19 protein-coding genes are annotated in these 26,462 nt (G+C 58.7%); 5 read left to right on the top strand and 14 right to left on the bottom strand.

All coding sequences use genetic code 11. From position 1 onward, the window contains the following. Window positions 1–7 precede the first annotated feature (7 nt). Window positions 8–2,698 (top strand): DEAD/DEAH box helicase, encoded by a 2,691-nt coding sequence (locus H8F23_RS28135; RefSeq protein ID WP_194936512.1) that lies wholly within the window; start codon window positions 8–10, stop codon window positions 2,696–2,698. A gap of 169 nt (window positions 2,699–2,867) precedes the next feature. On the opposite strand, the gene H8F23_RS28130 is transcribed toward H8F23_RS28135, so the two are convergent. The 4 genes from H8F23_RS28130 to H8F23_RS28115 all read right to left on the bottom strand — a co-directional run bounded on the left by H8F23_RS28130 (window position 2,868) and on the right by H8F23_RS28115 (window position 8,796). Continuing rightward, complete coding sequence (locus H8F23_RS28130; RefSeq protein ID WP_194936511.1) at window positions 2,868–6,161, bottom strand: DEAD/DEAH box helicase; 3,294 nt, start codon at window positions 6,159–6,161, stop codon at window positions 2,868–2,870. A 9-nt stretch (window positions 6,162–6,170) separates the two neighbouring features. Next, window positions 6,171–6,908, bottom strand: a complete 738-nt coding sequence (locus tag H8F23_RS28125; RefSeq protein WP_007910483.1) for an S-methyl-5'-thioinosine phosphorylase — start codon at window positions 6,906–6,908, stop codon at window positions 6,171–6,173. Between the two features lie 11 nt (window positions 6,909–6,919). Further along, complete coding sequence (gene nagZ / locus H8F23_RS28120; RefSeq protein WP_194936510.1) at window positions 6,920–7,930, bottom strand: beta-N-acetylhexosaminidase; 1,011 nt, start codon at window positions 7,928–7,930, stop codon at window positions 6,920–6,922. A gap of 158 nt (window positions 7,931–8,088) precedes the next feature. Beyond that, complete coding sequence (locus tag H8F23_RS28115; protein WP_007910473.1) at window positions 8,089–8,796, bottom strand: TetR/AcrR family transcriptional regulator; 708 nt, start codon at window positions 8,794–8,796, stop codon at window positions 8,089–8,091. 229 nt (window positions 8,797–9,025) lie between these two features. Here H8F23_RS28115 and lexA point away from each other — a divergent pair, with 229 nt between their 5' ends. Together lexA and sulA are read left to right on the top strand one after the other, a co-directional pair. After that, entirely contained in the window at window positions 9,026–9,634 is a 609-nt protein-coding gene (gene lexA / locus H8F23_RS28110; protein ID WP_003226590.1) for a transcriptional repressor LexA, read from the top strand. Between the two features lie 10 nt (window positions 9,635–9,644). After that, window positions 9,645–10,118: an SOS-induced cell division inhibitor SulA gene (gene sulA / locus H8F23_RS28105; RefSeq protein ID WP_095050467.1), complete on the top strand. Its 474-nt coding sequence runs from the start codon at window positions 9,645–9,647 to the stop codon at window positions 10,116–10,118. 92 nt (window positions 10,119–10,210) lie between these two features. Here sulA and H8F23_RS28100 read toward each other — a convergent pair whose 3' ends face one another. The 7 genes from H8F23_RS28100 to H8F23_RS28070 all read right to left on the bottom strand — a co-directional run bounded on the left by H8F23_RS28100 (window position 10,211) and on the right by H8F23_RS28070 (window position 18,606). Continuing rightward, window positions 10,211–10,444: a hypothetical protein gene (locus tag H8F23_RS28100; protein ID WP_007910471.1), complete on the bottom strand. Its 234-nt coding sequence runs from the start codon at window positions 10,442–10,444 to the stop codon at window positions 10,211–10,213. Between the two features lie 106 nt (window positions 10,445–10,550). Next, a complete protein-coding gene (locus H8F23_RS28095) occupies window positions 10,551–11,072 on the bottom strand; it encodes a DUF6586 family protein (protein ID WP_194936509.1) in 522 nt (173 codons plus the stop codon). A gap of 145 nt (window positions 11,073–11,217) precedes the next feature. Further along, on the bottom strand, window positions 11,218–13,848 hold the full coding sequence (topA, locus tag H8F23_RS28090; protein WP_093433668.1) for a type I DNA topoisomerase: 2,631 nt from the start codon (window positions 13,846–13,848) through the stop codon (window positions 11,218–11,220). A gap of 114 nt (window positions 13,849–13,962) precedes the next feature. Continuing rightward, window positions 13,963–14,199: a DUF1653 domain-containing protein gene (locus H8F23_RS28085; RefSeq protein WP_007910467.1), complete on the bottom strand. Its 237-nt coding sequence runs from the start codon at window positions 14,197–14,199 to the stop codon at window positions 13,963–13,965. A 99-nt stretch (window positions 14,200–14,298) separates the two neighbouring features. Next, the gene (gene fadA / locus H8F23_RS28080; protein WP_007910465.1) at window positions 14,299–15,474 is read right to left on the bottom strand and encodes an acetyl-CoA C-acyltransferase FadA; all 1,176 of its coding nucleotides are present in this window, start codon (window positions 15,472–15,474) and stop codon (window positions 14,299–14,301) included. Window positions 15,475–15,503: 29 nt separating this feature from the next. Further along, window positions 15,504–17,651 (bottom strand): fatty acid oxidation complex subunit alpha FadB, encoded by a 2,148-nt coding sequence (fadB, locus tag H8F23_RS28075; protein WP_093433666.1) that lies wholly within the window; start codon window positions 17,649–17,651, stop codon window positions 15,504–15,506. Window positions 17,652–18,168: 517 nt separating this feature from the next. Continuing rightward, the gene (locus H8F23_RS28070) at window positions 18,169–18,606 is read right to left on the bottom strand and encodes a hypothetical protein (protein ID WP_095050464.1); all 438 of its coding nucleotides are present in this window, start codon (window positions 18,604–18,606) and stop codon (window positions 18,169–18,171) included. 103 nt (window positions 18,607–18,709) lie between these two features. On the opposite strand from H8F23_RS28070, the gene H8F23_RS28065 reads away from it, so the two are divergent. Then, window positions 18,710–19,147 (top strand): universal stress protein, encoded by a 438-nt coding sequence (locus H8F23_RS28065; protein WP_093433662.1) that lies wholly within the window; start codon window positions 18,710–18,712, stop codon window positions 19,145–19,147. Between the two features lie 141 nt (window positions 19,148–19,288). On the opposite strand, the gene H8F23_RS28060 is transcribed toward H8F23_RS28065, so the two are convergent. Beyond that, entirely contained in the window at window positions 19,289–21,211 is a 1,923-nt protein-coding gene (locus H8F23_RS28060; RefSeq protein ID WP_194936508.1) for an ATP-binding cassette domain-containing protein, read from the bottom strand. A 214-nt stretch (window positions 21,212–21,425) separates the two neighbouring features. Here H8F23_RS28060 and H8F23_RS28055 point away from each other — a divergent pair, with 214 nt between their 5' ends. Continuing rightward, on the top strand, window positions 21,426–23,354 hold the full coding sequence (locus H8F23_RS28055; protein WP_194936507.1) for a transglycosylase SLT domain-containing protein: 1,929 nt from the start codon (window positions 21,426–21,428) through the stop codon (window positions 23,352–23,354). 79 nt (window positions 23,355–23,433) lie between these two features. Here H8F23_RS28055 and H8F23_RS28050 read toward each other — a convergent pair whose 3' ends face one another. Then, window positions 23,434–24,462, bottom strand: a complete 1,029-nt coding sequence (locus H8F23_RS28050; RefSeq protein ID WP_194936506.1) for a Fic family protein — start codon at window positions 24,460–24,462, stop codon at window positions 23,434–23,436. A 57-nt stretch (window positions 24,463–24,519) separates the two neighbouring features. Next, window positions 24,520–26,304: an ABC transporter transmembrane domain-containing protein gene (locus H8F23_RS28045; protein WP_194936505.1), complete on the bottom strand. Its 1,785-nt coding sequence runs from the start codon at window positions 26,302–26,304 to the stop codon at window positions 24,520–24,522. Between the last annotated feature and the right edge of the window lie 158 nt (window positions 26,305–26,462).

Genomic DNA, 26,462 nt, shown 5'->3' with positions numbered 1-26,462 from the left:
AGTCCTTATGTCCCCGCCCCTGAGTAAACCGTTGGCACCCTCCTGGGTCAGCCGATTCAAGGAACAGAGCCTGGAGCGTGGCCGCCGCTATGCCCTGGAAAACCGGGTACGCATCGCCCAGGTCGGCGATGCGACCATCACCGCCAGTTGCGAAGGCTCTGGCGGTAACGTTTACCGCCAGACCATCCAGCTACGCGAATCCGCCAAAAGCACCTTGCTGCTGGTCGATGCCAGTTGCACGTGCCCGGTTCGCAGCAACTGCAAACACTGCGCAGCGGTGCTGCTGAAAGTGCAGGAAACCCTCGATTACCCGGCCGCCGCCAAAGACGCCGAACTCTTGGAAAAGCTGCAAGCCGTGCTGGAAAACCGCAGCCCGAAGGCGCCACCGCAAGTGCTGGTCGACAATGTGCAGCCACTGCCACGCCTATGGCTGGCCAGTGTCGAGTTCAGTGCCTTCGAACCGCGCAACGGCAAGATGCAGCGCTACATTCAGCATCGCGCGGCGCTTTCGTTCAGCTACCTTGACGAGTACGTCAGCGGGCAGAAGAACAGCGATATCCTGATTCGCCAGGAAAGCCAGACGCTGCGCGTCAAACGCCATCCGGATGTCGAGCAGTCGTACCGCGAACAGTTGCGCATCCTCGGCTTTCGCATCGCCACCCGCCAGAGCAAAGCCCTGCCGGAAAGCGCCGGTGAACTGTACGAGATGGTCAATGACAGCGCCTGGCTGACATTCACCCTCAACGACCTGCCGAAACTGCGCAGCCAAGGCTGGGAGCTGCAGATCGACGAGGAATTCGGCTTCGATCTGACCGCTGTGGATGACTGGTACGCCACCGTCGAGCAGGTGCCGGAACGCGATTGGTTTGATCTGGAACTGGGGATCATCGTCAATGGTGAGCGCCTGAGTCTGTTGCCTATCTTGCTCAATCTGATGCGCTCGCACGCGGAAATCCTCAACCCGGAACGCCTGGCACGCCGCCGCGATGACGAGCTGATTCTGGTCAACATCCCGCAACGCACCAGCGAGCATGGGCCGCTGCAAGTGGCTTTGCCGTTGGGCCGGTTGAAGCCGGTATTGATGACGCTCGGCGAGTTCTATTTGCAAGAGCCGGGCGAAACCACCCTGCGCCTGAGCAAGGCCGACGCCACCCGCCTGAATTCGCTGGAAGGCCTTCCACTGCTGTGGGAGGGCGGCGAGCAGATCCGCACGTTTGCCCAACGCCTGCGCGATATTCGTGATTTCAGCGCAGAGGTGCCTGAAGGCTTGAATGCTACGCTGCGGCCTTATCAGCTCGAAGGCTTAAGCTGGATGCAATCACTGCGGCAACTGGAAGTCGGCGGGATTCTCGCGGATGACATGGGCCTGGGTAAAACCCTACAGACACTGGCGCATATTCTCAGCGAGAAAAACGCCGGACGCCTCGATCGTCCGTGCATGGTGGTGATGCCGACCAGCCTGATTCCGAACTGGCTCGATGAGGCGGCGCACTTTACCCCGCAACTGAAAGTGGTTGCCCTGTATGGCGCCACTCGCAAAAAGCATTTCGATAACCTGGCCGACTTCGACCTGATTCTCACCACCTACGCGCTGCTGCCGAAAGACGTCGAACGCCTGGCCAAACAGCCGCTGCATGTACTGGTGCTGGATGAAGCGCAGTACATCAAGAATCCGAACAGCAAAGCCGCTCAAGCCGCGCGCGAGCTGAATGCGCGTCAGCGCTTGTGCCTGAGCGGCACGCCGCTGGAAAACCACCTAGGCGAGCTGTGGTCGCTGTTTCACTTCCTGCTGCCGGGCTGGCTCGGCGACGTAAAAAGCTTCAACGCCGATTACCGCGTGCCGATTGAAAAGCGCGGCAGTGAAGTCAGGCTTCAGCACCTCAACGGTCGGATAAAACCGTTCCTGCTGCGCCGCACCAAGGAACAAGTGGCGACCGAGTTGCCGCCGAAAACCGAGATCATCCATTGGGTCGATCTCAACGAAGCGCAGCGCGATGTATATGAAACCATGCGCCTGGCGATGGACAAGAAGGTCCGCGACGAGATCACCCGCAAAGGCGTGGCGCGCAGCCAGATCATCATTCTTGAGGCGCTGCTCAAACTGCGTCAGGTCTGCTGCGATCTGCGCCTGGTCAATGACGCCACCCTGCCCGCTCGCGGCAGCACGTCAGGCAAGCTCGACAGTTTGATGGAAATGCTCGAGGAGTTGTTCGAGGAAGGCCGGCGGATTCTGCTGTTTTCGCAGTTCACTTCGATGCTGTCGTTGATCGAGGAAGAGCTGAAAAAACGTAACGTGTCCTACGCGCTACTGACCGGCCAGACCCGGGATCGGCGCACGCCTGTGAGGGAATTCCAGAGCGGCAAGCGTCAGATCTTTCTGATCAGCCTGAAGGCCGGCGGCGTCGGGTTGAACCTGACCGAGGCCGACACGGTGATTCATTACGACCCGTGGTGGAACCCGGCCACCGAGAATCAGGCGACGGATCGTGCCTATCGGATCGGCCAGGAGAAACCGGTGTTCGTCTACAAGATGATTGCCCGGGGCACCGTGGAAGAGAAGATTCAGCACCTGCAAAAGGAAAAATCCGACTTGGCAGCGGGCGTGCTGGATGGGCGCAAGGCCGGGGACTGGAAGTTGCAGAGTGATGATATCGAGGCGCTGTTTGCGCCATTGCCGGATAAGTCCGACAAGCGTTGATATCTGCGTCGCCTGTTAGATAGCTTTCGCGAGCAGGCTCGCTCCCACATTAGATTTCTGTGATTCACAAGATCCCTGTGAACACTGGATTGGTGAATGCCACAGATCCAGTGTGGGAGCGAGCCTGCTCGCGAATGGCTCACCTCGGTATAACGGTTAAAACCCAGGCTCAATCCTTGGAAACCGGCAACGGTGCAAACAGCGCCTCAATGTCACTCTGCTCCAGCTTCCAGCCACCTGTCGTCCCGCCCTCAAGCACCGCCCCGGCCAACGCCGCTTTCTCCTGCTGCAACGCCTGTATTTTTTCCTCTACCGTGCCACGAGCAATCAGCTTGTAAACGAACACCGGGTTGTTTTGCCCGATTCGATACGCACGATCTGTGGCCTGGTTCTCCACCGCCGGGTTCCACCAAGGGTCGAAGTGAATCACCGTGTCCGCAGCGGTCAGGTTCAAACCGGTACCGCCCGCTTTGAGACTGATGAGAAACAGCGGCACCTTGCCGCCCTGAAAATCCTTCACCGGTGTGCGCCGATCCGTGGTGTCCCCGGTCAGCAGTGAATAGGCAATGTCACGTTGCTGCAATTCTTGCTCGATCAAGGCGAGCATCGAGGTGAACTGCGAAAACAGCAGGATTCTTCGACCTTCGCCGAGCAACTCTTCGAGCATCTCCATCAGGCTGAGCAACTTGCCACTGCCGGAGCGCAGCGCCTTCGCTGTCAGCGGCATGTTGATCAGGCGCAGGTCGCAACAGACCTGCCGCAGCTTGAGCAAGGCATCCAGAATGATGATCTGACTGCGTGCCACGCCACTGCGGGCAATTTCGTCGCGGACTTTTTTGTCCATCGCCACGCGAACCGTTTCATAGACATCCCGCTGGCCGTCGCTGAGATCGACCCAATGGACAATTTCGGTTTTCGGCGGCAGTTCGGTGGCCACCTGATCCTTTTTACGGCGCAACAAAAACGGCTTGATGCGCGCGGTCAGGTGCTGCATGCGCTGAACATTGCCGTGCTTCTCGATCGGCGTGCGGTAATCGCGATTGAAGGACTTGCTGTCGCCGAGCCAACCGGGCATGAGGAAATGAAACTGCGACCAAAGCTCGCCCAAGTGGTTTTCCAATGGCGTGCCGCTCAGGCACAAGCGCTGGCGGGCCTGCAAATCGCGCACGGCCTGTGCGGCTTTGCTGAGCGGGTTCTTGATGTTCTGCGCTTCGTCGAGAATCAGCACGCTCCACAGCTGTGGCTGTAGAACCTCGAGATCCCTCGGCAGCAACGCGTAAGTGGTCAGTACCAGATCGTACTCAGCCAGATCAGCGAAATCCTTTTGCCGCCCCGAGCCGTGCAGCGCCAATACTTTCAGCTGGGGGGTGAAACGCTCGGCCTCGTCGAGCCAGTTGGGAATCAGGCTGGTCGGCATCACCGCCAGAGCCGGACAATCAAGGCGACCGGCGTGTTTTTCCGTGAGCAGATGCGCCAAGGTCTGCAGCGTTTTGCCCAGCCCCATGTCATCGCCCAGAATGCCGCCGACCTCAAGCTCGCGCAGGGTCTGCATCCAGTTCAGGCCTTCGAGCTGATATGGGCGCAGTTGCGCGTTAAGGCCGGCCGGCGCAGCGACCTGAGTGTGACTGGAATTCTGCAAGCGCTTGGCGAAGGTGCGCAGCCGCTCGCCACCCTGCCAATCCAGCGGCACGCCATCGAGCATACTCAAGCGCGCGGCATCCGGGACACTCAAGCGCAGGGCATCGCCCTGATGACCGCCCAGGTACAACTCGCCCAGCGTGACCATCAGCGGTTTGACCCGACTCAGCGGCAGCGCGACCTTGGCGCCCGAAGGGTCGCCAAAACCGCTGGGCTTGAGTTCGATCAGGAGTTTTTCGTCATCGCTGCGTTGTGCAAGATTGACCGGGTCAAGCAAGCGCGGCTGGGTGCGCAACAAGTGCAGAAGGATCGGTAGCAAACTGTAGCGCTGGCCATTGACGACAATACCCAACTGCAAATCAAACCACTGATGCCCAGCCTCTTCTTCGACCTCGGCGTACCAATGCTCAACCGGTTGCACATTGAAATGAAAGCCGGGACTCATCTCGACTTCCCAGTTCGAGGCGCGCAACGTGGCAAGCCCTTCGTGCATAAACCCGAGCCAGGCGGAATCATCCGGCAACGTGAACATCTCGCCGGGACGATCCAGCGAACTCTTGCGCGTGGCTTTCTTGAAGCCGAACTTTTGCAGGATCTGACGCAGTTTCTTTTCCACCGCAGGCTGGCGTTGAATGCGCTGGGTTTCGGTACCGTTGAGGATCATCACTTCCGGGTTGCGATCCACCGTCGGCTGGCCGTTGTAGGTAAACACCAGAGCGGCACGGTGCTCCAGAACGTATTCCCAGCGCGAGCGCTCCCGACCGCTGACGAGGGTCAGTTGTGGCTGCGGTAGTACGTCGTCGATGATTCGTTCGGTCAGTTGGTGGGGCGGCGGGATTCTCGTTGCCGCGCTCATGCGATGGCTGAACTGCATGGCCTGACGCGCCGGAATCTCCGGCGCCAGAGTCAAATGACTGGCCAGTTTTTCTTCCAGTTCATTGAACAGAGGGCCAATCTGCCGCTGTTCACGATCCAGGTAATAAAGCGGCTCCAGCGCCAGCACGGTTTCCTGCGCCGCCTCGGCACTGCTCCACTGCGCACGGAAACCGCCGTCGGCCTGCTCCGCCCAGGCGAACTGGCCGATGCGCTTCGCGCCCGGCACCAACGGTCGCAGATCCTCGAAATCGAGGAACAGCCGCGAGGTGCGCAAGAGCATTTCCAGCAGTTCGGCGCCGCTGCTGCCTTCCAGCGGATAGCCGCTGTAATAGGCGTGGTGGGAGTGCATGGCAACCAGCAGCCTGGCGACGCGCAGATCCAGCTCGGACAGATAGCCGGGCTGACGCATGAGCATTTCCGCCAGCGAATACATCGGTTTGACTTCGCGCAACTCGCCGTTCTTGAGCTGGGAGACCTTGAAAATATCGAGCAGCCACTTGCCGCTCACTGACGTTGGCTTGAGCTTGTAAAACAGGCGCGTGCCTGCGGTTTGCGCGCCTTCTTCGGCGGGCTTGGCCGGCACGGGAATGGTCGAAAGCCAATGTTCCAGCGCCCGCCCCAACTGGGTCTGTGCGTCACTTTCGGACGCTTCATGATCACTGCCCTGCAGGTGATAGAGCACCGCAGCGCAGTGTTTGCAGTCGATTGAGACAGGACAGGTGCACAGGCAACGCAAGTAGACGGAACCCAGGCGATCTTCGGACAGGTAAATGGTTTGTTCATACGCCTGATCTTCCGAACCGACACAGAACGCCTCGATCTTTCTGTCTTCGATCTCGATGATCTCTACCCGGTCATCGGCGGCATAAGCGCGAGCCTTGGCCAGCGCCTTGCTACTGAATGCCTGAGTCCAGGCCAACGACTTGAGCCGTTCGATGAGAATGCTCATGGGCAGTCCTTAGCCGGCCAACACCCGGGCCAACGCCGACTTCACCTTGCCCATGCCGTCATGCAACGCCTGCTCGATCTCGGCCATGGTGATCACTTCGGTGGTCTTGCCCGCCGCCGGGTTCACCACCAGCGCCAGACAGGCGTAATCCAGATCCAGCTCACGCGCCAGCGCCGCTTCCGGCATGCCGGTCATGCCAACGATGTCACAGCCATCGCGCTCCAGACGCACGATCTCGGCAACCGTTTCCAGACGCGGGCCCTGGGTGCAGGCGTAAACGCCCTGATCGCTGTACTCGCAACCTTCGGCGGCCACCGCGGCGATCAATTGCTGGCGCAACGGCTCGCTGTAGGGAAAGCTGAAGTCGATGTGGGTGACGTGCTCCAGATCATCGGCGAAAAAGGTGTGCTCGCGGCCGCTGGTGTAGTCGACGATCTGATGTGGCACGCAGAAATGCCCGGTGCCCATGGCCGAGTGGATCCCGCCCACGGCGTTCACCGCGATGATCGCTTCGGCACCGGCCTGCTTCAGCGCCCACAGGTTGGCGCGGTAGTTGACCTTGTGCGGCGGGAAACGATGCGGATGGCCGTGACGGGCGAGGAACAGCACTTCCTTGCCGGCGTATTCGCCGATCTGCACGTCGGCCGATGGCGCGCCGTAAGGAGTGTCCACCGCCAGTGATTGGCGAATGGTCAAGCCTTCGAGCTGGGTCAGGCCGGTGCCACCGATGATTGCGTAAACCGTCATAGCGAAAATCCTTAATCGATCAGTTGAGCATCTTTGAGGGCGCCAATGGCGGTGAGCCAGCGCGGATCCTGACGGTAGTCGGTGCTGGCGAACGCCTGGCCGCGCATACGGGCAATTCGGGCCGATGGCTTGACCTTCATGCGTTGCGCGGCGCTCAAAGCGAGCTCTGCAGCAGCGCGGTCGTTGCACACCAGCCCCATGTCGCAACCGGCCGTGAGTGCGGCCTCAATACGACTGGCGGCATCGCCAACCACGTGGGCGCCGGCCATCGACAGGTCGTCGCTGAAGATCACACCGTCGAACTGCAATTCGCCGCGCAGGATGTCCTGCAACCAGCGCCGGGAGAAGCCGGCAGGCTGCGAGTCGACTTGCGGATAGATAACGTGGGCCGGCATCACAGCAGCCAGTTGTTTGCTGAGTCTGGCGAAGGGCACGAGATCGTTGGCGCGGATCTCGTCCAGGCTGCGCTCGTCGTTCGGGATCGCCACGTGGGAATCGGCTTCGGCCCAGCCATGGCCGGGGAAGTGCTTGCCGGTGGCCGCCATGCCCGCGCTGTTCATGCCGCGAATGAACGCTCCGGCAAGCACTGCGGCGCGCTCCGGATCGCCCTCAAATGAACGGGTGCCGACAACAGCGCTGCGCTGGTAATCCAGATCCAGCACCGGGGCGAAACTCAGGTCGAGACCGACCGCCAGCACTTCAGTGGCCATGATCCAGCCGCATTGCTCGGCGAGGTATTCGGCGTTCGGATTGTCGGCGATGGCACGCATGGCCGGCAGGCGCACGAAGCCCTGACGCAGACGCTGCACGCGACCGCCCTCCTGATCAACCGCCAGCAACAGATCCGGACGAATTGCGCGAATCGACGCACTCAGCTCACGCACCTGACGCGGATGCTCAATGTTGCGCGCGAAAATGATCAGGCCGCCCACTTCGGGCTGACGCAACAATTGGCGATCTTCGGCCGTCAGCCAGGTACCGGCGACGTCCACCATCAACGAGCCTTGCAGGCCAGCAGTCATAGAGATTCCTTGAAAACGAAAAACCCGATCCGCAGCAAATCGCTACCCTGAGCAATGCTCGGCAGGTCGGCAATTTCTATGGATTTCTGGTTCAGAACGAGAGTCGGCATGGGCGGCTAGCTTAGCGGATACAAGCTGCCGCGCCCACCCGTGCGCGGTTAAACCTTGGCGGCGACCGGCGTTGATTTGCTGCGCGGACGCAGTTGCGCGGTGGCCATCGCGGCGTCAGTGACGCCGGTTTCGGCACGCATGCCCGCAGCGAGGAACGGCACCATCAGACGCATCACTTGCTCAATGGAGGTGTTGACGCCGAAATCGGTCTCGGCAATTGCGCGCAATGCCTTGATGCCAGACATGCTGAACGCCGCGGCGCCGAGCATGAAGTGCACGCGCCAGAACAGCTCGATCGGCGGAATGCGTGGCGCGGCTTCGTTGACCAGCAGCATGTAGCGACGAAACACCTTGCCGTACATGTCTTCCAGATAACGGCGCAAGTGGCCCTGGCTCTGGCTGAACGCGAGGCCGAGCAGGCGCATGAAGATCGACAGGTCGTTGCCGCTGCGTGGTTGCACCACAAGGGCCTGCTCGACGAGGATTTCGAGCAGCTCTTCAAGCGTCGGCTTGTTTTCAGGCTTGGCCTGACGCCGCTCCAGCTCTTTGTCGAGGCTGATGCAGAACGGCCCGAGGAAGCGTGAGAAAACCGCTTGAATCAGCGCTTTTTTCGAGCCGAAGTGATAGTTCACCGCTGCCAGGTTGACGCCGGCCTTGCTGGTGATCAAACGCAATGAGGTTTCGGCGAAACCTTTCTCCGCGAACAACTGCTCGGCAGCATCAAGAATGCGTTCAACGGTTTCCGACTGGGCCATGGCTACTCCGCCTGACAAACACTTGTTTGAAACATACGTTTCAGCCTGTGCCTTGTCAAGCCTGCCGGTTCGTTTTGGGAATGGTCGGTCAGGTATTTAACCACACAAGCCCAACTCATTAATAAGCACGAATGCCGACCGTCTGGCGGCCTGCAAAAAAACGGGCATTGCCAAGGACGCTTCACTGTATATAATCCCAGTCACTGTATAAAAAGACAGAGCGATCAATATGCTAAAGCTGACGCCACGCCAAGCCGAGATTCTGGCCTTTATCAAACGCTGCCTCGAAGACAACGGCTATCCGCCGACCCGTGCGGAAATCGCTCAGGAACTGGGCTTCAAGTCGCCGAACGCGGCTGAAGAACATCTCAAGGCACTGGCCCGAAAAGGCGCCATCGAGATGACACCGGGCGCTTCTCGCGGTATTCGCATACCCGGCTTTGAAGCCAAGGCCGACGACTCTACCCTGCCAATCATTGGCCGGGTCGCTGCCGGCGCGCCGATCCTCGCCCAGCAGCACATCGAAGAATCCTGCAACATCAACCCGGCCTTCTTTCATCCGCGCGCCGACTACCTGCTGCGCGTACACGGCATGAGCATGAAGGACATCGGTATTTTCGACGGTGACCTTCTTGCCGTGCACACCACCCGCGAAGCACGTAATGGCCAGGTCGTCGTTGCCCGTATCGGCGACGAAGTGACGGTCAAACGTTTCAAGCGTGAAGGTAGCAAGGTCTGGCTGATTGCCGAAAACCCCGAGTTCGCCCCTATCGAAGTCGACCTGAAAGATCAGGAACTGGTGATCGAAGGCTTGAGTGTCGGCGTAATCCGCCGCTAAAGGAGGCTTTATGCAGTTCCCACACACCCCTCAGCAAACACAACTGCCTTTATTCGAAGCGTTTCTGGCGCAACCGATGGCGCCGATCCTGAAAGACGTGGTCGAACGCCCCTGGAATGCCGAACCCGAAGTATTCAGTGAGCTGTCACTGCGTGGTGCGGCCGGGAACTGCCTGAACCTGCTCGCCCCGATTCTTCGCGAACTCAGCGAAGATCAGGACGCACGCTGGCTTACATTGATCGCACCACCTGCCAGCCTGACTCAAACCTGGCTGCGGGATGCCGGCCTGAACCGCGAACGTATTCTGCTACTGCAACCACGGGGTGCTCAAAGCGCCCAGCAACTGGCGTGCGAAGCTCTGCGATTGGGGCGCAGCCACACTGTGGTCACCTGGCTCAACCCGCTAAACACCCACTCGCGGCAACAACTGATCAGCGCCGCACGCACGGGCGAAGCTCAAAGCCTGAATATTCGTTTGGGTTGAGGGTTGCTATTACGCGCTGTGTGAAGCGCAGGGCTTCTCCAGGGACAGAGAAGCCGATCTGAAGCGGTAACGTTAAAAAGCAAAGGCGCGGATCAATGAAGAACCCGCGGCCCCTCTTCCTTATCAAACTCGCCTTCGACCATACGACCGGCCATCTGCACGCCGACGCTTAGCATCGCCTTGGCGATTTCTACATGCTGACCTTGAAGGAACGCCTTGGCATCGTCGGAGAAATCCAGCGTCACCAGAGAACCCTCGTCCTCAGCCCTGCGCAGTTCGATTCGGCCGTCTGGTAACTCGACAATTTCTAGAAAGGACGTTGGCATATAGGTCTGTTCTCCACGAAAGGCAGGGATTATATAGACATCATTCAGGCTTCGCTCGGGATCTTGACCAGCAGCATGTTTCAGATTGCCACCGTGTCAATCACCCTCAGCACTCGTTCAAGCCTTCGCGAAAGCGAATCGCCAAGCCTTTCAGATTTTGCCGCCAGCTCTCCAGCTCCTCTCGACTCAACTCTTCTGGCGCTTCTTCATCCAGATTAATCGCCTGAATTAGCGGCTGAGTCACGTCCCCTTTGGGCTTGTGTGGCACCCGTGGCGGCTGGAACAGCGCCGAATGCGCAGCCAGCAGTTTTGCCAGCCAGGTTTCAGAGTTTCCCGCGAGTTCGACCATCTCGGCCAACTCGGGAATCGCGATCGACTCCAGGACTTCACGTGTCAGCAGCATCTCGGCGCGTGGTGCATTGGCCTGCGGCAGACGATAGAAACCAGCGATCTCGTGACAGAGACCGAGCAAAGCGCCGTAAAGGTGAAACAACGCCGATTCACGCCCCGCCTGAATCAACGCCAGCGAATTCATCGCTCGCCCCTCTTCGGCGCGAGCCAGAGCTTCGAGCGACAGTCCGGCGAAATAGATCTTCTGGTTGGTGCGGGTATAGAGTTCGTGAGCCATGACGGCGCTCTCCACAACGAAATATTTGCTTCACACAGGCCGGACAGTGTCGTGGATCAGCCGATCCCACCGCAAGCACAAAACAAAAAGGCCGCATGAAAACCCGGAGGGGTCATCATGCGGCCTTTCAGTATCAGGCTAACGCTTACTCAGCTTTGGCCTTCGTACGCTTGTCTTCAACCGTCCACTTGCCGCCGTCGAAGTACGCCTTCCAACCGGTAGGCTTGCCATCGACTTCGGTCTGTACGTATTGCTCCTTGGTCTTGCGGCTGTAGCGAATCACCGCCGGCAGACCATCAGGATCTTTCTGTGGAGCGTCGCAGAGGAAGTGGTACTTCGGATCGATCTCGTCCTTGTGCGGCAGAATCTCGATCACCAGCGGAGCACGGGTCTCACGGTTTTTCGGGAACTGACTGGCAGCCAGGAACAGACCGGACGCACCGTCACGCAGGATGTAGGTGTCGTTGACCTTTTCGCATTTCAGCTCAGGCATCTTCACCGGGTCCATCTTCGGCGGCGCCGCATCACCGCTCTTAAGCAGTTTGCGGGTGTTCTTGCAGGTCGGGTTGGTGCAACCGAAGAACTTGCCGAAACGCCCGGTCTTGAGTTGCATCTCGCTGCCGCACTTGTCGCATTCCAGGCTCGGACCTTCGTAGCCCTTGATGCGATAGCTGCCCTCTTCGATTTCATAGCCTGCGCAATCCGGGTTGTTACCGCAGATGTGCAGCTTGCGTTTTTCGTCGAGCAGGTACGCGTCCATCGCCGTGCTGCAGATCGGGCAGCGGTGCTTGCCACGCAGTACCAGCGATTCCGACTCACCCTCGTCGTCCGCAGCGATTTCATCGCCCGGCACCAGGTTGACGGTGGCCTTGCAGCGTTCTTTCGGCGGCAGGCTGTAGCCTGAACAACCGAGGAAAACGCCTGTCGACGCGGTACGAATCTGCATCGGACGACCGCAAGTCGTGCACGGAATGTCGGTCATGACCGGCTGGTTGGCACGCATGCCGCTGTCCGGGTTTTCGGCTACTTCGAGTTTCTTTTTGAAGTCGCCGTAGAACTCGTCCAGTACGTTTTTCCAGTCGCGCTCGCCCTGCGCCACGTCATCGAGGTTCTCTTCCATGCCTGCGGTGAAGCCGTAGTCCATGAGGTTCGAGAAGCTTTCCGACAGACGCTCGGTGACAATGTCGCCCATCTTTTCCGAGTAGAAACGACGGTTGTGCAAAGTCACGTAACCGCGATCCTGAATGGTCGAAATGATCGCAGCGTAAGTCGAAGGACGACCGATACCGCGCTTTTCCATTTCTTTAACCAGACTGGCTTCCGAGTAGCGGGCCGGCGGTTTGGTGAAGTGCTGCGATGGATCGAGCTTGATCAGCTTCATCACGTCGCCCTGCGCCATATCAGGCAGAACGTCGTCATCACCCGGTTTGGCAATCTGCGGCATGACGCGGGTGTAACCGTCAAACTTGAGAATACGGCCCTTGGCGCGCAGCTCGAAGTCACCAGCGCCTACGCTAACGGTGGTCGACAAGTATTGCGCCGGCAGCATCTGGCAAGCGAGGAACTGGCGCCAGATCAGCTCGTAGAGACGCTCAGCGTCACGCTCCATACCCGCCAGCTTGCTTGGCGTGGTGTTGGCATCAGAAGGACGAATCGCTTCGTGAGCCTCTTGTGCGCCTTCCTTGCTGCTGTAGACGTTCGGCGTTTCCGGCAGGTACTTCTTGCCGAACTCGTCTTCGATGTAAGTACGCGCCATCGTCACGGCATCAGCCGAGAGGTTGGTCGAGTCGGTACGCATATAAGTGATGTAGCCGGCTTCGTACAGACGCTGGGCCATCATCATGGTTTTCTTCACGCCGAAGCCCAGGCGATTGCTCGCAGCCTGCTGCAGAGTCGACGTGATGAACGGCGCCGACGGCTTGCTGCTGGTCGGTTTGTCTTCGCGCTTGACGATGCTGTAGCTGGAAGACTTGAGTTTCTCCAGCGCAGCCATGGCCTGAGCTTCGTTGAGCGGCTTGAACGCTTCGCCTTTTTCGCGAGCCACTTCGAAACGCACGGTGGAGCCTTTGGTGGTGCCGAGATCGGCATGCACTTCCCAGTACTCTTCCGGGTTGAACGCGCGAATTTCACGTTCACGCTCGACCACCAGCTTCACGGCAACCGATTGCACGCGACCGGCGGACAAGCCACGAGCGATCTTCGCCCACAGCAGCGGCGAGACCATGTAACCAACAACGCGGTCGAGGAAGCGACGCGCCTGTTGAGCGTTGACACGATCGATGTCCAGCTCACCCGGTTCCGAGAAAGCTTCCTGAATCGCTTTCTTGGTGATTTCGTTGAACACCACACGCTTGTAGCGGCTGTCGTCACCACCGATGGCTTCGCGCAGGTGCCAGGCAATGGCTTCCCCCTCGCGATCCAAGTCGGTTGCGAGATAGATGGTGTCAGCATCTTTGGCGAGCCGGCGCAACTCTTCGATGACCTTCTCTTTACCCGGAAGGATCTCGTACTGGGCTTTCCAGCCATGATCGGGATCGACACCCATACGCGAGACCAGCTGCTTGCGCGCTTTCTCTTTCGGCGAGAGCACCGGACCTTCGCCCGCAGCAGCCTTGCCGCGCTTGGCGGCTGGCTCTTTGCTGGCGCTAGCCGAACCGCTGGTGGGCAGGTCTCGGATATGGCCGATACTCGACTTCACCACGTATTGGTTACCCAGATACTTGTTGATGGTCTTGGCCTTAGCCGGGGATTCCACAATGACCAGCGATTTGCCCATGGATCAGAAAATTCCTGAATTCTAGAAGTGAAAGGCGGTTGGCGCCTGACGCGGCACCGCTATATATAGTTGATACAAGGTGAGGTCAAGCACAGGGTTCTGTGCGCACTCGCCTCATGCCTTGGAAAAAAGGCTCGGTTCGGCTTGCACCAAAGCAAAGCGTGGCACCTGCTCGCCGTCAACCTCGACTGACTCGAGAAACATGCTCAGAGGGCGTACCCAAAAGCCGTAATCGCCATACAGGGCTTGGTAAAAGACCACTTCTTCTTCGGTCTCGGAATGCCGCGCAACACTGAATACGCGGTACTGCGGACCTTTGTAATGTTGGTAGAGCCCAGGTTGTATCGGCATGCTTCGGCCCTCACTCAAATTTTTTCAAAAATAAAAATAAAATAAATCCACAAAAACAAAAACCGGGGCACTTGGCCCCGGCTTCCATCGACGAGACGCTTAAACGCGTTCGAAGACGGTGGAGATGCCTTGGCCGAGACCAATGCACATAGTGGCCACCCCGAAGGTGCCGCTATTCTGCTTCATCACGTTCAGCAAAGTGCCGGAAATACGGGCACCGGAGCAACCGAACGGGTGACCCAGGGCGATCGCGCCGCCGTGCAGGTTAACCTTCTCGTTCATCTTGTCGAGTACTTTCAGATCTTTCAGCACTGGCAGGGCCTGTGCGGCGAAAGCTTCGTTGAGCTCGAAGAAGTCGATATCGTTGATGCCAAGGCCCGCACGCTTCAGGGCTTTTTGTGTCGCCGGAACTGGACCATAGCCCATGATTGCCGGATCCACACCCGCTACTGCCATCGAACGGATAACCGCCATTGGCTGGATACCCAGGTCCTGCGCACGCTGCGCCGACATCACGATCATGCACGAAGCACCATCGGTGATCTGCGACGAAGTACCGGCAGTCACGGTGCCGCCCTTTGGATTAAAGGCCGGCTTGAGGGCCGCCAGACTTTCCAGGGTGGTTTCCGGACGAATGGTTTCGTCGTAGTCGAACAGTTTCAGGAAACCGTTCTCGTCATAGCCCTGCATCGGGATGATTTCATCTTTGAACTTGCCTTCCACGGTGGCCTTGTGGGCCAACTGGTGGGAACGCACGCCGAAAGCGTCCTGTTGCTCGCGAGTGATGCCGTGCATTTTGCCGAGCATTTCAGCGGTCAGGCCCATCATGCCCGAGGCTTTCGCCGCGTACAGCGACATGTGCGGGTTCGGATCGACACCGTGCATCATGCTCACGTGGCCCATATGCTCGACGCCGCCAACCACGAACACGTCACCGTTGCCGGTCATGATTGCTTGCGCAGCGGTGTGCAGCGCACTCATCGACGAGCCGCACAGACGGCTAACAGTCTGACCGGCCGAGGTGTGCGGGATCTGGGTCATCAGCGAAGCCATGCGCGCGATGTTCCAGCCCTGCTCCAGGGTCTGGTTGACGCAGCCCCAGATCACGTCCTCGACTTCTGCAGGATCGACCTTGGCGTTGCGTTCCAGCAACTTGCTGATCAGGTGCGCCGACATGTCTTCGGCGCGGGTGTTGCGGTGCATGCCGCCCTTGGAGCGGCCCATCGGAGTACGACCGAAGTCGACAATCACGACGTCTCTAGGATTCAAGCTCATAAGTTCACTCTCACTCTAGTTGGGGGCGCTTAACCGAAGAAGCTCTGGCCGTTTTTGGCCATTTCGCGCAGCTTCGCGGTCGGGTGGTACAGCGCGCCCAAATCAGCGTACTGGTCAGCCAGGGCAACGAACTCGGCAACACCGATCGAATCGATGTAGCGCAGCGCACCGCCACGGAATGGAGGGAAACCGATACCGTAGACCAGACCCATGTCGGCTTCGGCGGCAGTTTCAACGATGCCGTCTTCCAGGCAACGCACGGTTTCCAGGCACAGCGGGATCATCATCCAGTTGATGATGTCTTCGTCAGTGACTTCGCGCTGCTCGTAAACGATCGGCTTGAGCACTTCCAGCACCGAAGGGTCGGCGACTTTCTTCTGCTTGCCTTTCTTGTCGGCCTCGTAGGCGTAGAAGCCCTTGCCGTTTTTCTGACCCAGGCGCTTGGCTTCGTACAGCACGTCGATGGCCGAACGGCGGTCATCCTTCATGCGATCCGGGAAACCTTCAGCCATGACGTCACGACCATGGTGACCGGTGTCGATACCGACCACGTCCATCAGGTAAGCCGGGCCCATCGGCCAGCCGAATTTTTCCATGACCTTGTCGATACGGACGAAGTCGACACCGGCGCTGACCAGCTTGGCGAAACCGCCGAAGTACGGGAACAGCACGCGGTTAACGAGGAAGCCCGGGCAGTCGTTGACGACGATCGGGTTCTTGCCCATTTTCTTGGCGTAGGCAACGGTGGTGGCAACAGCCAGCTCGCTGGACTTCTCGCCACGGATCACTTCCACCAGCGGCATCATGTGCACCGGGTTGAAGAAGTGCATGCCGACGAAGTTTTCCGGACGCTTGAGGGCCTTGGCCAGCAGGCTGATGGAAATGGTCGAGGTGTTGGACGCGAGGATGGTGTCCTCTTTGACCTGACCTTCGACTTCAGCCAGTACGGCTTGCTTGACCTTCGGGTTCTCGACCACTGCTTCGACAACCAGATCGACGTGACCGAAGTCGCCGTAGGACAGGGTCGGACGAATGGCGTTGAGCACTTCAGCCATTTTCGCAGCGGTCATGCGACCTTTATCAACGCGGCCAACCAGCAGTTTGGCGGCTTCAGCCAGACCCTGCTCGATGCCGTGCTCGTTGATGTCCTTCATCAGGATCGGCGTACCTTTGGAGGCCGACTGATAAGCGATACCACCACCCATGATGCCAGCGCCGAGTACAGCGGCCTGCTTCACGTCTTTGGCGATTTCGTCGTAGGCCTTGGCCTTTTTCTTCAGCTCCTGATCGTTCAGGAACAGACCGATCAAGCTCTGCGCGGCAGAGGTCTTGGCCAGTTTGACGAAACCGGCAGCTTCGACTTCCAGCGCCTTGTCACGACCGAAGTTCGCGGCTTTCTGGATGGTCTTGATCGCTTCAACCGGCGCCGGGTAGTTCGGGCCAGCCTGACCGGCAACGAAACCTTTGGCGGTTTCGAAAGCCATCATCTGTTCAATGGCGTTCAGTTTGAGTTTTTCAAGTTTCGGCTGACGCTTGGCCTTGAAATCGAACTCGCCGGAGATGGCGCGCTTGATCAGTTCAAGGGCAGCTTCCTGCAGTTTTTCAGGAGCAACCACGGCGTCGACGGCGCTGACTTTCAGGGCGTCTTCAGGGCGGTTTTCCTTACCGGAGGCAATCCACTCGATGGCGTTATCGACACCGATCAAGCGCGGCAGACGCACGGTGCCACCGAAGCCTGGGTAGATGCCCAGCTTGACTTCCGGCAGGCCGATCTTGGCTTTGGTCGACATGACGCGATAGTCAGCCGCCAGGCACATTTCCAGACCGCCGCCCAGGGCGATGCCATTGATGGCCACTACGGTTGGGACGTTGAGGTCTTCGAAATCGCTGAAGATCTTGTTGGCTTCGAGATTGCCAGCAACCAGCTCGGCATCCGGCAGCTTGAAGTTGTCGACAAATTCGGTGATGTCGGCGCCGACGATGAACACGTCCTTGCCACTGCTGACGATCACGCCCTTGATCGAAGCATCTGCCTTGATGGTGTCTACGGCCTGACGCAGTTCGTTCAGGGTTAGACGGTTGAACTTGTTGACGGACTCACCCTTGAGGTCGAATTTCAATTCGACGATGCCACTTTCAAGAGCTTTAACCGTGATGGCTTTACCTTCGTAAATCATCAACTGATCTCCACGATATGGAAGCTGAACAGTACACGTCGGACGCAGGCGAATGGCTCGGCAGGACGCTTTTTCGTCGATGCTAACGCCAATCCACCCGGCACACCCGCCAACGCGATAGTCGGGATTCTGTAGGAGCAGTCTGTAAGACAAACGCTCAATTCATACGCCCGTTTGATTTGGGTACGTCACCTTCACGGAATTTCCGACAATTGTCAATCGCCCAAAATACGGGTTGAAATGCGACTTTGCGGTCATTTCTGTAAGACGAAGACCCGCAACACGCGTCTGCATGTGAAGCCATTCATAGAATCAATAGTTAGAAAAGTCGCCCTAATTCCCAGCAGCCCGAGTTTAAAGGGCTACGCTGGGTGGACTACAGAGGGATGTACCGACCAAGTCAGCATCAAAAAAGGTTTCCGGCCTGCCTGGCCACCCTGCCCGATGAATCATGTCGGGCTTTTTATTGCGCGTCTGCCGGACGTTCCACACCGTTGCAGTGGGAAAAGTCCGCGCGTCACGCCAGTGCTTTCAGAGTGGTGTCGATGTCCTGCAACACCGACGCTTCGCCCTTCTCGCCCCAGTACAAGGCGATCATCTGCTTGTCTGCTTCGACTTTGAAAACGTTGCCTGGCAACTTTTCGAAATGATTGAGCAGCGCCCGATCTTCGCAGACTTCCTGCCATTGATTGACCCACACACCCGGCGATTTTTGCCAGTAAGTCCAGCAGGCAGGCGACTTGCCACGGCGCGGCCGATGGTACTGCGCACACGGATTCGGCGGCTCTTGCGCCAGCCAGTGCGGCCATTCCTGAGGCGCCAGTTGCATGGCCAGCCCCATGCGCCGCGCCTCCATGCGCAAGGCGATGCGACCGCTTTGCGCGCGCGATGGGCGCAACCACGCCAACGGGCTCAAAACCACCAGCAGGATTGACACCACCAACCAGACCGTCATATCTCTATTCCCAATTCTTGGTGAGCGCATTGTGTCACTTTGGAACCAATGCGCTTGAAACCAGCCATACTTAACAATATTGAAACCTCACGAGGAGCACCTCATGCCCTACCACCACATCCTGGTCGCCGTAGATCTGACCGAAGAGTGCGACCCAGTGATTCACCGCGCCCGCGAGCTGTCGGTGAGCAATGGCGCCAAACTGTCGCTGGTGCATATCGTCGAACCAATGGCCATGGCATTCGGCGGCGACGTGCCGATGGATCTGTCACAACTGCAACAACAGCAGTTCGATCAGGCCAAGGAGCGTCTTGAGCGTCTGAAACTCAAGTATTCCGAACTCGAAGGCGCCAACTGCCACCTGACCTATGGCCAGCCACGCCAGGAAATCCATCACTTCGCCAAAGAACAGCAGTGCGATTTGATCGTGGTCGGTAGTCATGGTCGTCATGGTCTGGCGCTGTTGCTCGGCTCCACTGCGAATGACGTGCTGCACGGTGCACCATGCGATGTCCTTGCCGTGCACCTGGTCAAACGCTAACCCTTGAGTAGGAGCTGCCGAAGGCTGCGATCTTTTGACGCTGGTTTTAAAAACAAGATCAAAAGATCGCAGCCTTCGGCAGCTCCTACAAAAAGCCCGGCCTCACGCAAATGAGGCCGGGCTTTTTTATTGCCAGATCAATCAGGCATCGAGCTCGGCCCAACGCTCCATCAACGCATCCAGCTCAGCCTGCAACTGCTCCAGCGAAGCAATCACCTTGGCCGTTTCAGCCGCAGGACGCTGATAGAAACCGGCTTCAGCCATCTCGGCTTCTACCGCAGCAATCTGCTGTTCCTTGGCGTCGATATCGCCCGGCAACGCTTCCAGCTCGCGTTGCAGCTTGTAGCTGAGCTTCTTCTTGGCGGCCGGGGCAGCCGCCACAGGCGCGGCAACAACAGCAGGTTCGGCAGTGACCACCGCCGAATTCAGGTCAGCCTTGCCGGATTTGCTTTCGGTTACGCCCAGCAGACGCGGCGAACCGCCCTGACGGATCCAGTCCTGATAACCACCGACATATTCACGCACCTTGCCTTCACCTTCGAAGACCAGAGTACTGGTGACCACGTTGTCGAGGAATGCCCGGTCGTGGCTGACCATCAGCACAGTGCCATTAAAGGTCAGCAGCACTTCTTCGAGCAGCTCGAGGGTTTCCACGTCGAGGTCGTTGGTCGGTTCGTCGAGTACCAGCAGGTTCGCCGGTTTGCTGAACAGTTTGGCCAGCAACAGACGCGCACGCTCGCCACCCGACAGCGCCTTGACCGGCGTGCGGGCACGCTGCGGGCTGAACAGGAAATCGCCGAGGTAGCTCAGCACGTGACGGCTCTGGCCGTCGATATCGATGAAGTCGCGACCTTCGGCGACGTTGTCGATCACGGTTTTTTCCAGATCCAGTTGATGGCGCAACTGGTCGAAGTAGGCCACGTCGATCCGCGTGCCCTCTTCCACTTTGCCACTGGTCGGTTGCAGACCGCTGAGCATCAGTTTCAGCAGGGTGGTCTTGCCAGTGCCGTTGGCGCCAAGCAGACCGATACGATCGCCGCGTGTCAGCACCATCGAGAAATCCTTGATCAGGAACGGGCCGCCCGGGTGAGCGAAACTCACGTTCTCGAGGACCATCACCTGCTTGCCGGACTTGTCGGCAGTGTCCAGCTGAATGTTGGCCTTGCCGGTGCGCTCACGACGCTCGCTACGCTCCACGCGCAAAGCTTTCAGGGCGCGGACGCGGCCTTCGTTGCGGGTGCGGCGAGCCTTGATGCCCTGGCGGATCCAGACTTCTTCCTGGGCCAGTTTCTTGTCGAACAGCGCGTTGGCGGTCTCTTCGGCGGCCAGCGCGGCTTCTTTGTGCACAAGGAAACTGGCGTAGTCGCCGTTCCAGTCGATCAGGCCGCCGCGATCCAGTTCGAGGATGCGCGTGGCAAGGTTTTGCAGGAAAGAACGGTCGTGCGTGATGAACAGCACGGCGCCCTGGAAATCTTTCAGGGCTTCTTCGAGCCAGGCAATCGCACCGATGTCCAGGTGGTTGGTTGGTTCGTCGAGCAGCAGCAGATCCGGCTCGGACACCAGCGCCTGCGCCAGCAGCACGCGACGACGCCAGCCGCCGGATAACTGGGCGAGGGTCTTGTCGGCCGGTAGTTGCAGGCGGCTCAAAGTGCTCTCGACCAGAGTCTGCAAACGCCAGCCATCACGGGCTTCGAGGTCTTGCTGAACGTGCATCAGCTTGTTCAGGTCTTCCTCAGTAACGCAGTTCTGTGCGAGGTGATGGTATTCGGCGAGCAACGCTCCCACGCCATCAAGGCCTTCAGCGACCACGTCGAACACCGTCCGATCGTCGGCCACCGGCAATTCTTGCGGCAATTCGCCGATTTTCAGACCGGGGGCACGCCACACCGAGCCTTCATCGGGCTTCTGGTCGCCCTTGACCAGTTTCATCATGCTGGACTTGCCAGTGCCGTTGCGGCCGATGATGCACACCCGCTCACCACGGGCGATCTGCCAGGACACCTTGTCCAACAACGGCATAGCGCCGAACGCAAGGGACACATCGCTGAATTTGAGCAGGGTCATGAGCTTCTCCAAAAACCGGGCGCGCATTCTACCTGAGTTAGGGCTTCAGCAGGCCGGCAATTTGTCTGTCGAAGCACTCTGCACAACATTTGTTGCGAACTTGTGCTGCGAGGCCGGCAAAGCTTTCGCCGCTTGCTGGCAAAAGGCTAAGCTACAGACAATTCAGTGCTGACCGAGGTCGGCACTTGTCATGATTTCTCTGCCCGGATGTCTCATGCGCAGTCGCCTTTTCAGTGTCTTGTCCTGTTTGCTACTTACCGCCGCTGCCGCTCAATCCGCCCAGGCGGTGGACCTGTCCACCCAACGCCAGTATTACGATGAAGCCAAGCGCGCCTTGGCCAAGGGTGATACCGGCCCGTATTTCCGCTACAGCCAGGCGCTGGCCGATTATCCGCTGGAACCGTATCTGGCTTACGACGAACTGACCGCGCGCCTGAAGTCCGCGAGCAATGCGGAAATCGAGAAATTCCTCGCCGAACACGGTGACCTGCCCCAGGCCAACTGGATGAAACTGCGCTGGTTGCGCTGGCTCGCCGACCGCGGCGACTGGGCGACCTTCGTCAAGTATTACGACCCGAAACTCAACTTCACTGAACTGGACTGCCTCAACGCGCAGTACCAGATCAGCAGCAACCATAAGGCCGAGGGGTACGCCAATGCTGAAAAGCTCTGGCTGACCGGCAAATCCCAACCCGCCGCGTGTGACGCGCTGTTCGGCATCTGGGCCGCCGATGGCCAGCTCACTGAACAGAAACGCTGGGAGCGCACCAAGCTTGCCGCTCAGGCCCGCAACTATCCATTGGCCAACAGCCTGGTCAACGGCCTGACCACCCTCGCCCCGCGCGGTCGCTTGCTGGTCGATGTCGCGCAGAAACCCGAGCTGCTCAATCAGCCTTCGCGTTTCACCCCGGCCGATGAGCCGATGTCCGACGTGGTCAGCCTCGGCCTGCGCCGCCTCGCTCGTCAGGATCCTGACAAGGCCATGGCGCTGCTCGACGGGTATGCCAGCAGCATGCATTTCTCTCGCGATGAAAAAGTCGCAATCGCCCGGGAAATCGGCCTGACCCTCGCCCGTCGTTTCGACAGCCGCGCGCTGGATGTGATGACCAAGTACGACCCGGAACTGCGCGACAACACGGTTTCGGAATGGCGTCTGCGCCTGTTGCTGCGTCTGGCCCGCTGGGACGACGCCTATCAGTTGACCCGCCGTCTGCCGCAGGATCTGGCCACCACCAACCGCTGGCGCTACTGGCAGGCACGCAGTCTGGAACTGGCCCAGCCGCAAAACCCGGAAGCACAGACCCTTTATAAAAACCTTGCGCGCGAGCGCGATTTCTACGGTTTCCTCGCCGCCGATCGCTCGCAATCGCCGTACTCGCTGAACAACAAGCCATTGGTCCTCAGCCAGGCGCTGATCAACAAGGTGCGCAACACGCCGGGTGTACGCCGCGCGCTGGAATTCCATGCCCGTGGGCAGATCGTCGACGGTCGTCGCGAGTGGTATCACGTCAGCCGCCATTTCAACCGCGATGAGATGGTTGCCCAGGCGAAACTGGCTTACGACCTGAAATGGTATTTCCCGGCGATCCGCACCATCAGTCAGGCGCAGTACTGGGACGATCTGGATATCCGCTTCCCGATGGCCCACCGCGAAACGCTCGTGCGTGAAGCCAAGGTGCGTGGCCTGCATTCGAGCTGGGTGTTTGCCATTACCCGCCAGGAAAGCGCTTTCATGGACGACGCCCGCTCCGGCGTCGGCGCCAGCGGCCTGATGCAATTGATGCCCGGCACCGCCAAGGAAACCGCGCGCAAATTCAGCATTCCGCTGGCCTCGCCGCAGCAAGTGCTGGACCCGGACAAGAACATCCAGCTCGGCGCCGCGTATCTGAGCCAGGTGCACAGCCAGTTCAACGGCAACCGCGTCCTCGCCTCCGCCGCCTACAACGCCGGCCCCGGTCGCGTGCGCCAATGGCTGCGCGGTGCTGATCACCTGAGCTTCGACGTCTGGGTGGAAAGCATTCCGTTCGACGAAACCCGTCAGTATGTGCAGAACGTGCTGTCGTACTCGGTGATCTACGGCCAGAAACTCAACTCGCCACAGCCGCTGGTGGACTGGCATGAGCGGTATTTTGATGATCAGTGATCACGCGGCTGACGCCGAGTAACAAAAAATGCCCGTATCGCGAGATATGGGCATTTTTATTGAGCTGTCGGCTGCAGACTTAACACTTCAACTTTTTAACCATCATTTTGCCAAGTTGAGTAAGCCGATATTTCTGGGTTGGATTCTTGGGTGATTGAGGATCGGTCATTTCGATCATTCCAGCGGTTAAGGCCGGTTTGAGATAGTTGGATCTGAACGTAGCCTTGTGGGCCAGGCTCATCTCCGCCATCAGATCACTGATCCTCAAAGAACGGGGTCCCAGCGTTAACAACAATCTTGCTACTAGGTCGGTTACTGAGTCGGTTACTAGGTCGCTCGCTGACTCATTAGCGATGGCTTCACGCAACGAAACATTTAGCGCATGCAGCATGTACTCGACAAAAGGCGTTGACTCTCCCTGCCGGTCAGAAGCAGACAAAGCAGAGTAATAGGCATCCTGCTCCTTTCGAATAACCGCTTCGACCGGCAAATACGCAAGGACCGGGCGCCATTGGCTCAATATCAATGTTTGCCACAGCCGTCCCATTCGCCCGTTTCCATCAGCAAACGGATGGATGAACTCAAACTCATAGTGGAATACACAACTAATGATCAGCGGATGCCATTCAGAGCGCACAACCCATGCCAGCAAGTCATCCATCAGCGGTGATATGCGGCTCGGAGGTGGCGCCATATGAATCAGTTGCTCTGCGCGATAGATCCCCACACCCGCTCGACGAAAATGCCCGCACTCATCAATCAGCCCATGCATCAACAACTCATGCGCTTGAAGCAGGTCAGCCCTGTTGTCAGGCTGCCATTGCGGCATGGTTTCATACGCTGTAAATGCATTGCGCACTTCTTGAATTTCCTTGGGCAAACCTAAAACCCGTTGCCCGGCGAGCACTGCGGTTACCTGCTCGACACTCAATGTATTGTTTTCGATTGCCAAAGATGCCTGAATTGTACGGATACGATTGCCTCGGCGCAGATGAGGCGTCTGCCGACTGTCGCCCCCAGCCGAAAGCTGACCGATTTGCTCGCTGATTTCGGCGATCAACGCAATCATTCGTGTGGTTAGGGTCAACGGCGGTTGGTAACGACTCATGTCCTCATCCAGGCATTCCAAACAGGTCGCCATAATGCCCGATACGAGCAGTGTCCATCAGACTTGATCAACCGTTACTTTTCCATCATTAAACTGCAACGCCGCCAACCGCGCATACAGCGGATTGCTGGCAATCAGTTCCTGATGGGTGCCAATGGCCACAAGTTTGCCCTGATCCATTACCGCAATCCGGTCAGCGTTTTTCACCGTGGCCAGTCGATGCGCGATCACCAGCGTGGTGCGGTTTTGCATCAGGCTCGGCAGGGCTTCCTGAATCAGATGTTCGCTCTGCGCATCAAGGGCGCTGGTGGCTTCGTCCAGCAGCAGGATCGGTGCGTCGACCAGCAACGCCCGGGCGATCGCCAAGCGCTGACGTTGGCCGCCGGACAGGCCGAGGCCACCATCGCCGAGGTGGGTCTGGTAACCGTTGGGCATTTTCTCGATGAAGTCGTGGGCATGAGCAATTTTCGCAGCGTCCTTGACCTGCTCCAGCGTCGCCCCGGGATTGCCGTAACGAATATTCTCTTCAACGCTGCCAAAGAACAGCGCTGGCGACTGTGATACCAGAGCGAAGTGACGGCGCAGGTCCAGCGGATCGAGGCTGGTCAACGGTACGCCATCAATCAGGATCTGCCCTTCCAGCGGATCATAAAAACGCAACAGCAAGTCGTACACGGTGGACTTGCCCGCACCGGACGGCCCCACCAGCGCCAGCGTCTCGCCAGCCCGAATGGTCAGATTCAAACCGTTGACGGCGTAGCTTTCCGGACGCGAAGGGTAGGAAAAGCGCACGTCCTGCAATTGCAATTCGCCCCGCACGCGCTCCGGCAAGGTCACCAGCCCGGTGACGGGCGGCTGGATGATGTTTTCCGAACCCAGCAGTTCAGCGATACGTTCGGCGGCACCCGCCGCGCGCTGCAGTTCGCCGATCACCTCACTCAACGTGCCAATCGCACTGCCGACGATCAGGCTGTAAAAGACAAACGCCGCCAGTTCGCCCCCGGTGATGCGCCCGGCGATCACGTCCATGCCTCCGACCCACAACATCACTGCCACGGCGCCGAGCACCAGCACGATCACCAGGGTGATCATCCACGAACGCTGAAAGATGCGTTTGCGCGCGGTGTCGAACGCGTCCTCGACCGTCGTCGCGAAACGCCGCTCATCCTGGACCTGGTGGTTGTAGGCCTGCACGGTTTTGATCTGGCCGAGGGTTTCCGACACATAGCTGCCGATATCGGCGACCCGGTCCTGGCTCAGCCGCGACAGATTGCGCACGCGCCGGCCGAAAATCAGGATTGGCGCAACCACGAACGGCAAGGCAATCACCACAATGCTGGTGAGTTTGGCATTGGTGACAAACAGCAGGATGACACCGCCAATCACCATCAACAGGTTGCGCAGGAACATCGACAACGACGAGCCGATCACCGATTGCAACAGCGTCGTGTCGGCGGTCAGCCGCGACTGGATCTCCGAACTGCGGTTGTTCTCGTAGAAGCCGGGATGCAGATAGACCAGGTGGTTGAACACCTCGCGGCGAATATCGGCCACGCAACGCTCGCCGATCCACGACACCCAGTAAAACCGCGCGAACGTACCGACCGCCAGACCCAGCACCATCAACATGAAGATGCCGATGCTCTGATTAAGCTGGTGCGGCGACTGAGTCATGAAGCCCCGGTCGACCAACAGTTTGATCCCCTGCCCCATCGACAACGTGACGGCGGCCGTAACGATCAACGCCAGCAGCGCAGCGATGACCTGCCAGCGGTAAGGGGCCAGAAATCGACTGGTCAGACGCAGCGCGCGACGGTGTCGTGAAGAAAGCTTTGGGGTCATTCAGGTGTACATCCGTGTTGATGAAAGGGCTAGCGTAAACCTTCTTTGGGGTGGAACTCTGTAAATCACAATGAGTCAGGTTAAATATGCCCCCAAAGACTAGGCCATAGTTGCTATCGGTCTAACGTCAAGGTTGAGACGAACGGTCATTTCTGTTG

The sequence above is a fragment of the Pseudomonas neuropathica genome (genome assembly GCF_015461835.1).
Classification (GTDB): Bacteria; Pseudomonadota; Gammaproteobacteria; order Pseudomonadales; family Pseudomonadaceae; genus Aquipseudomonas; species Aquipseudomonas neuropathica.
This window is presented reverse-complemented; position numbering and strand designations above follow the sequence as displayed.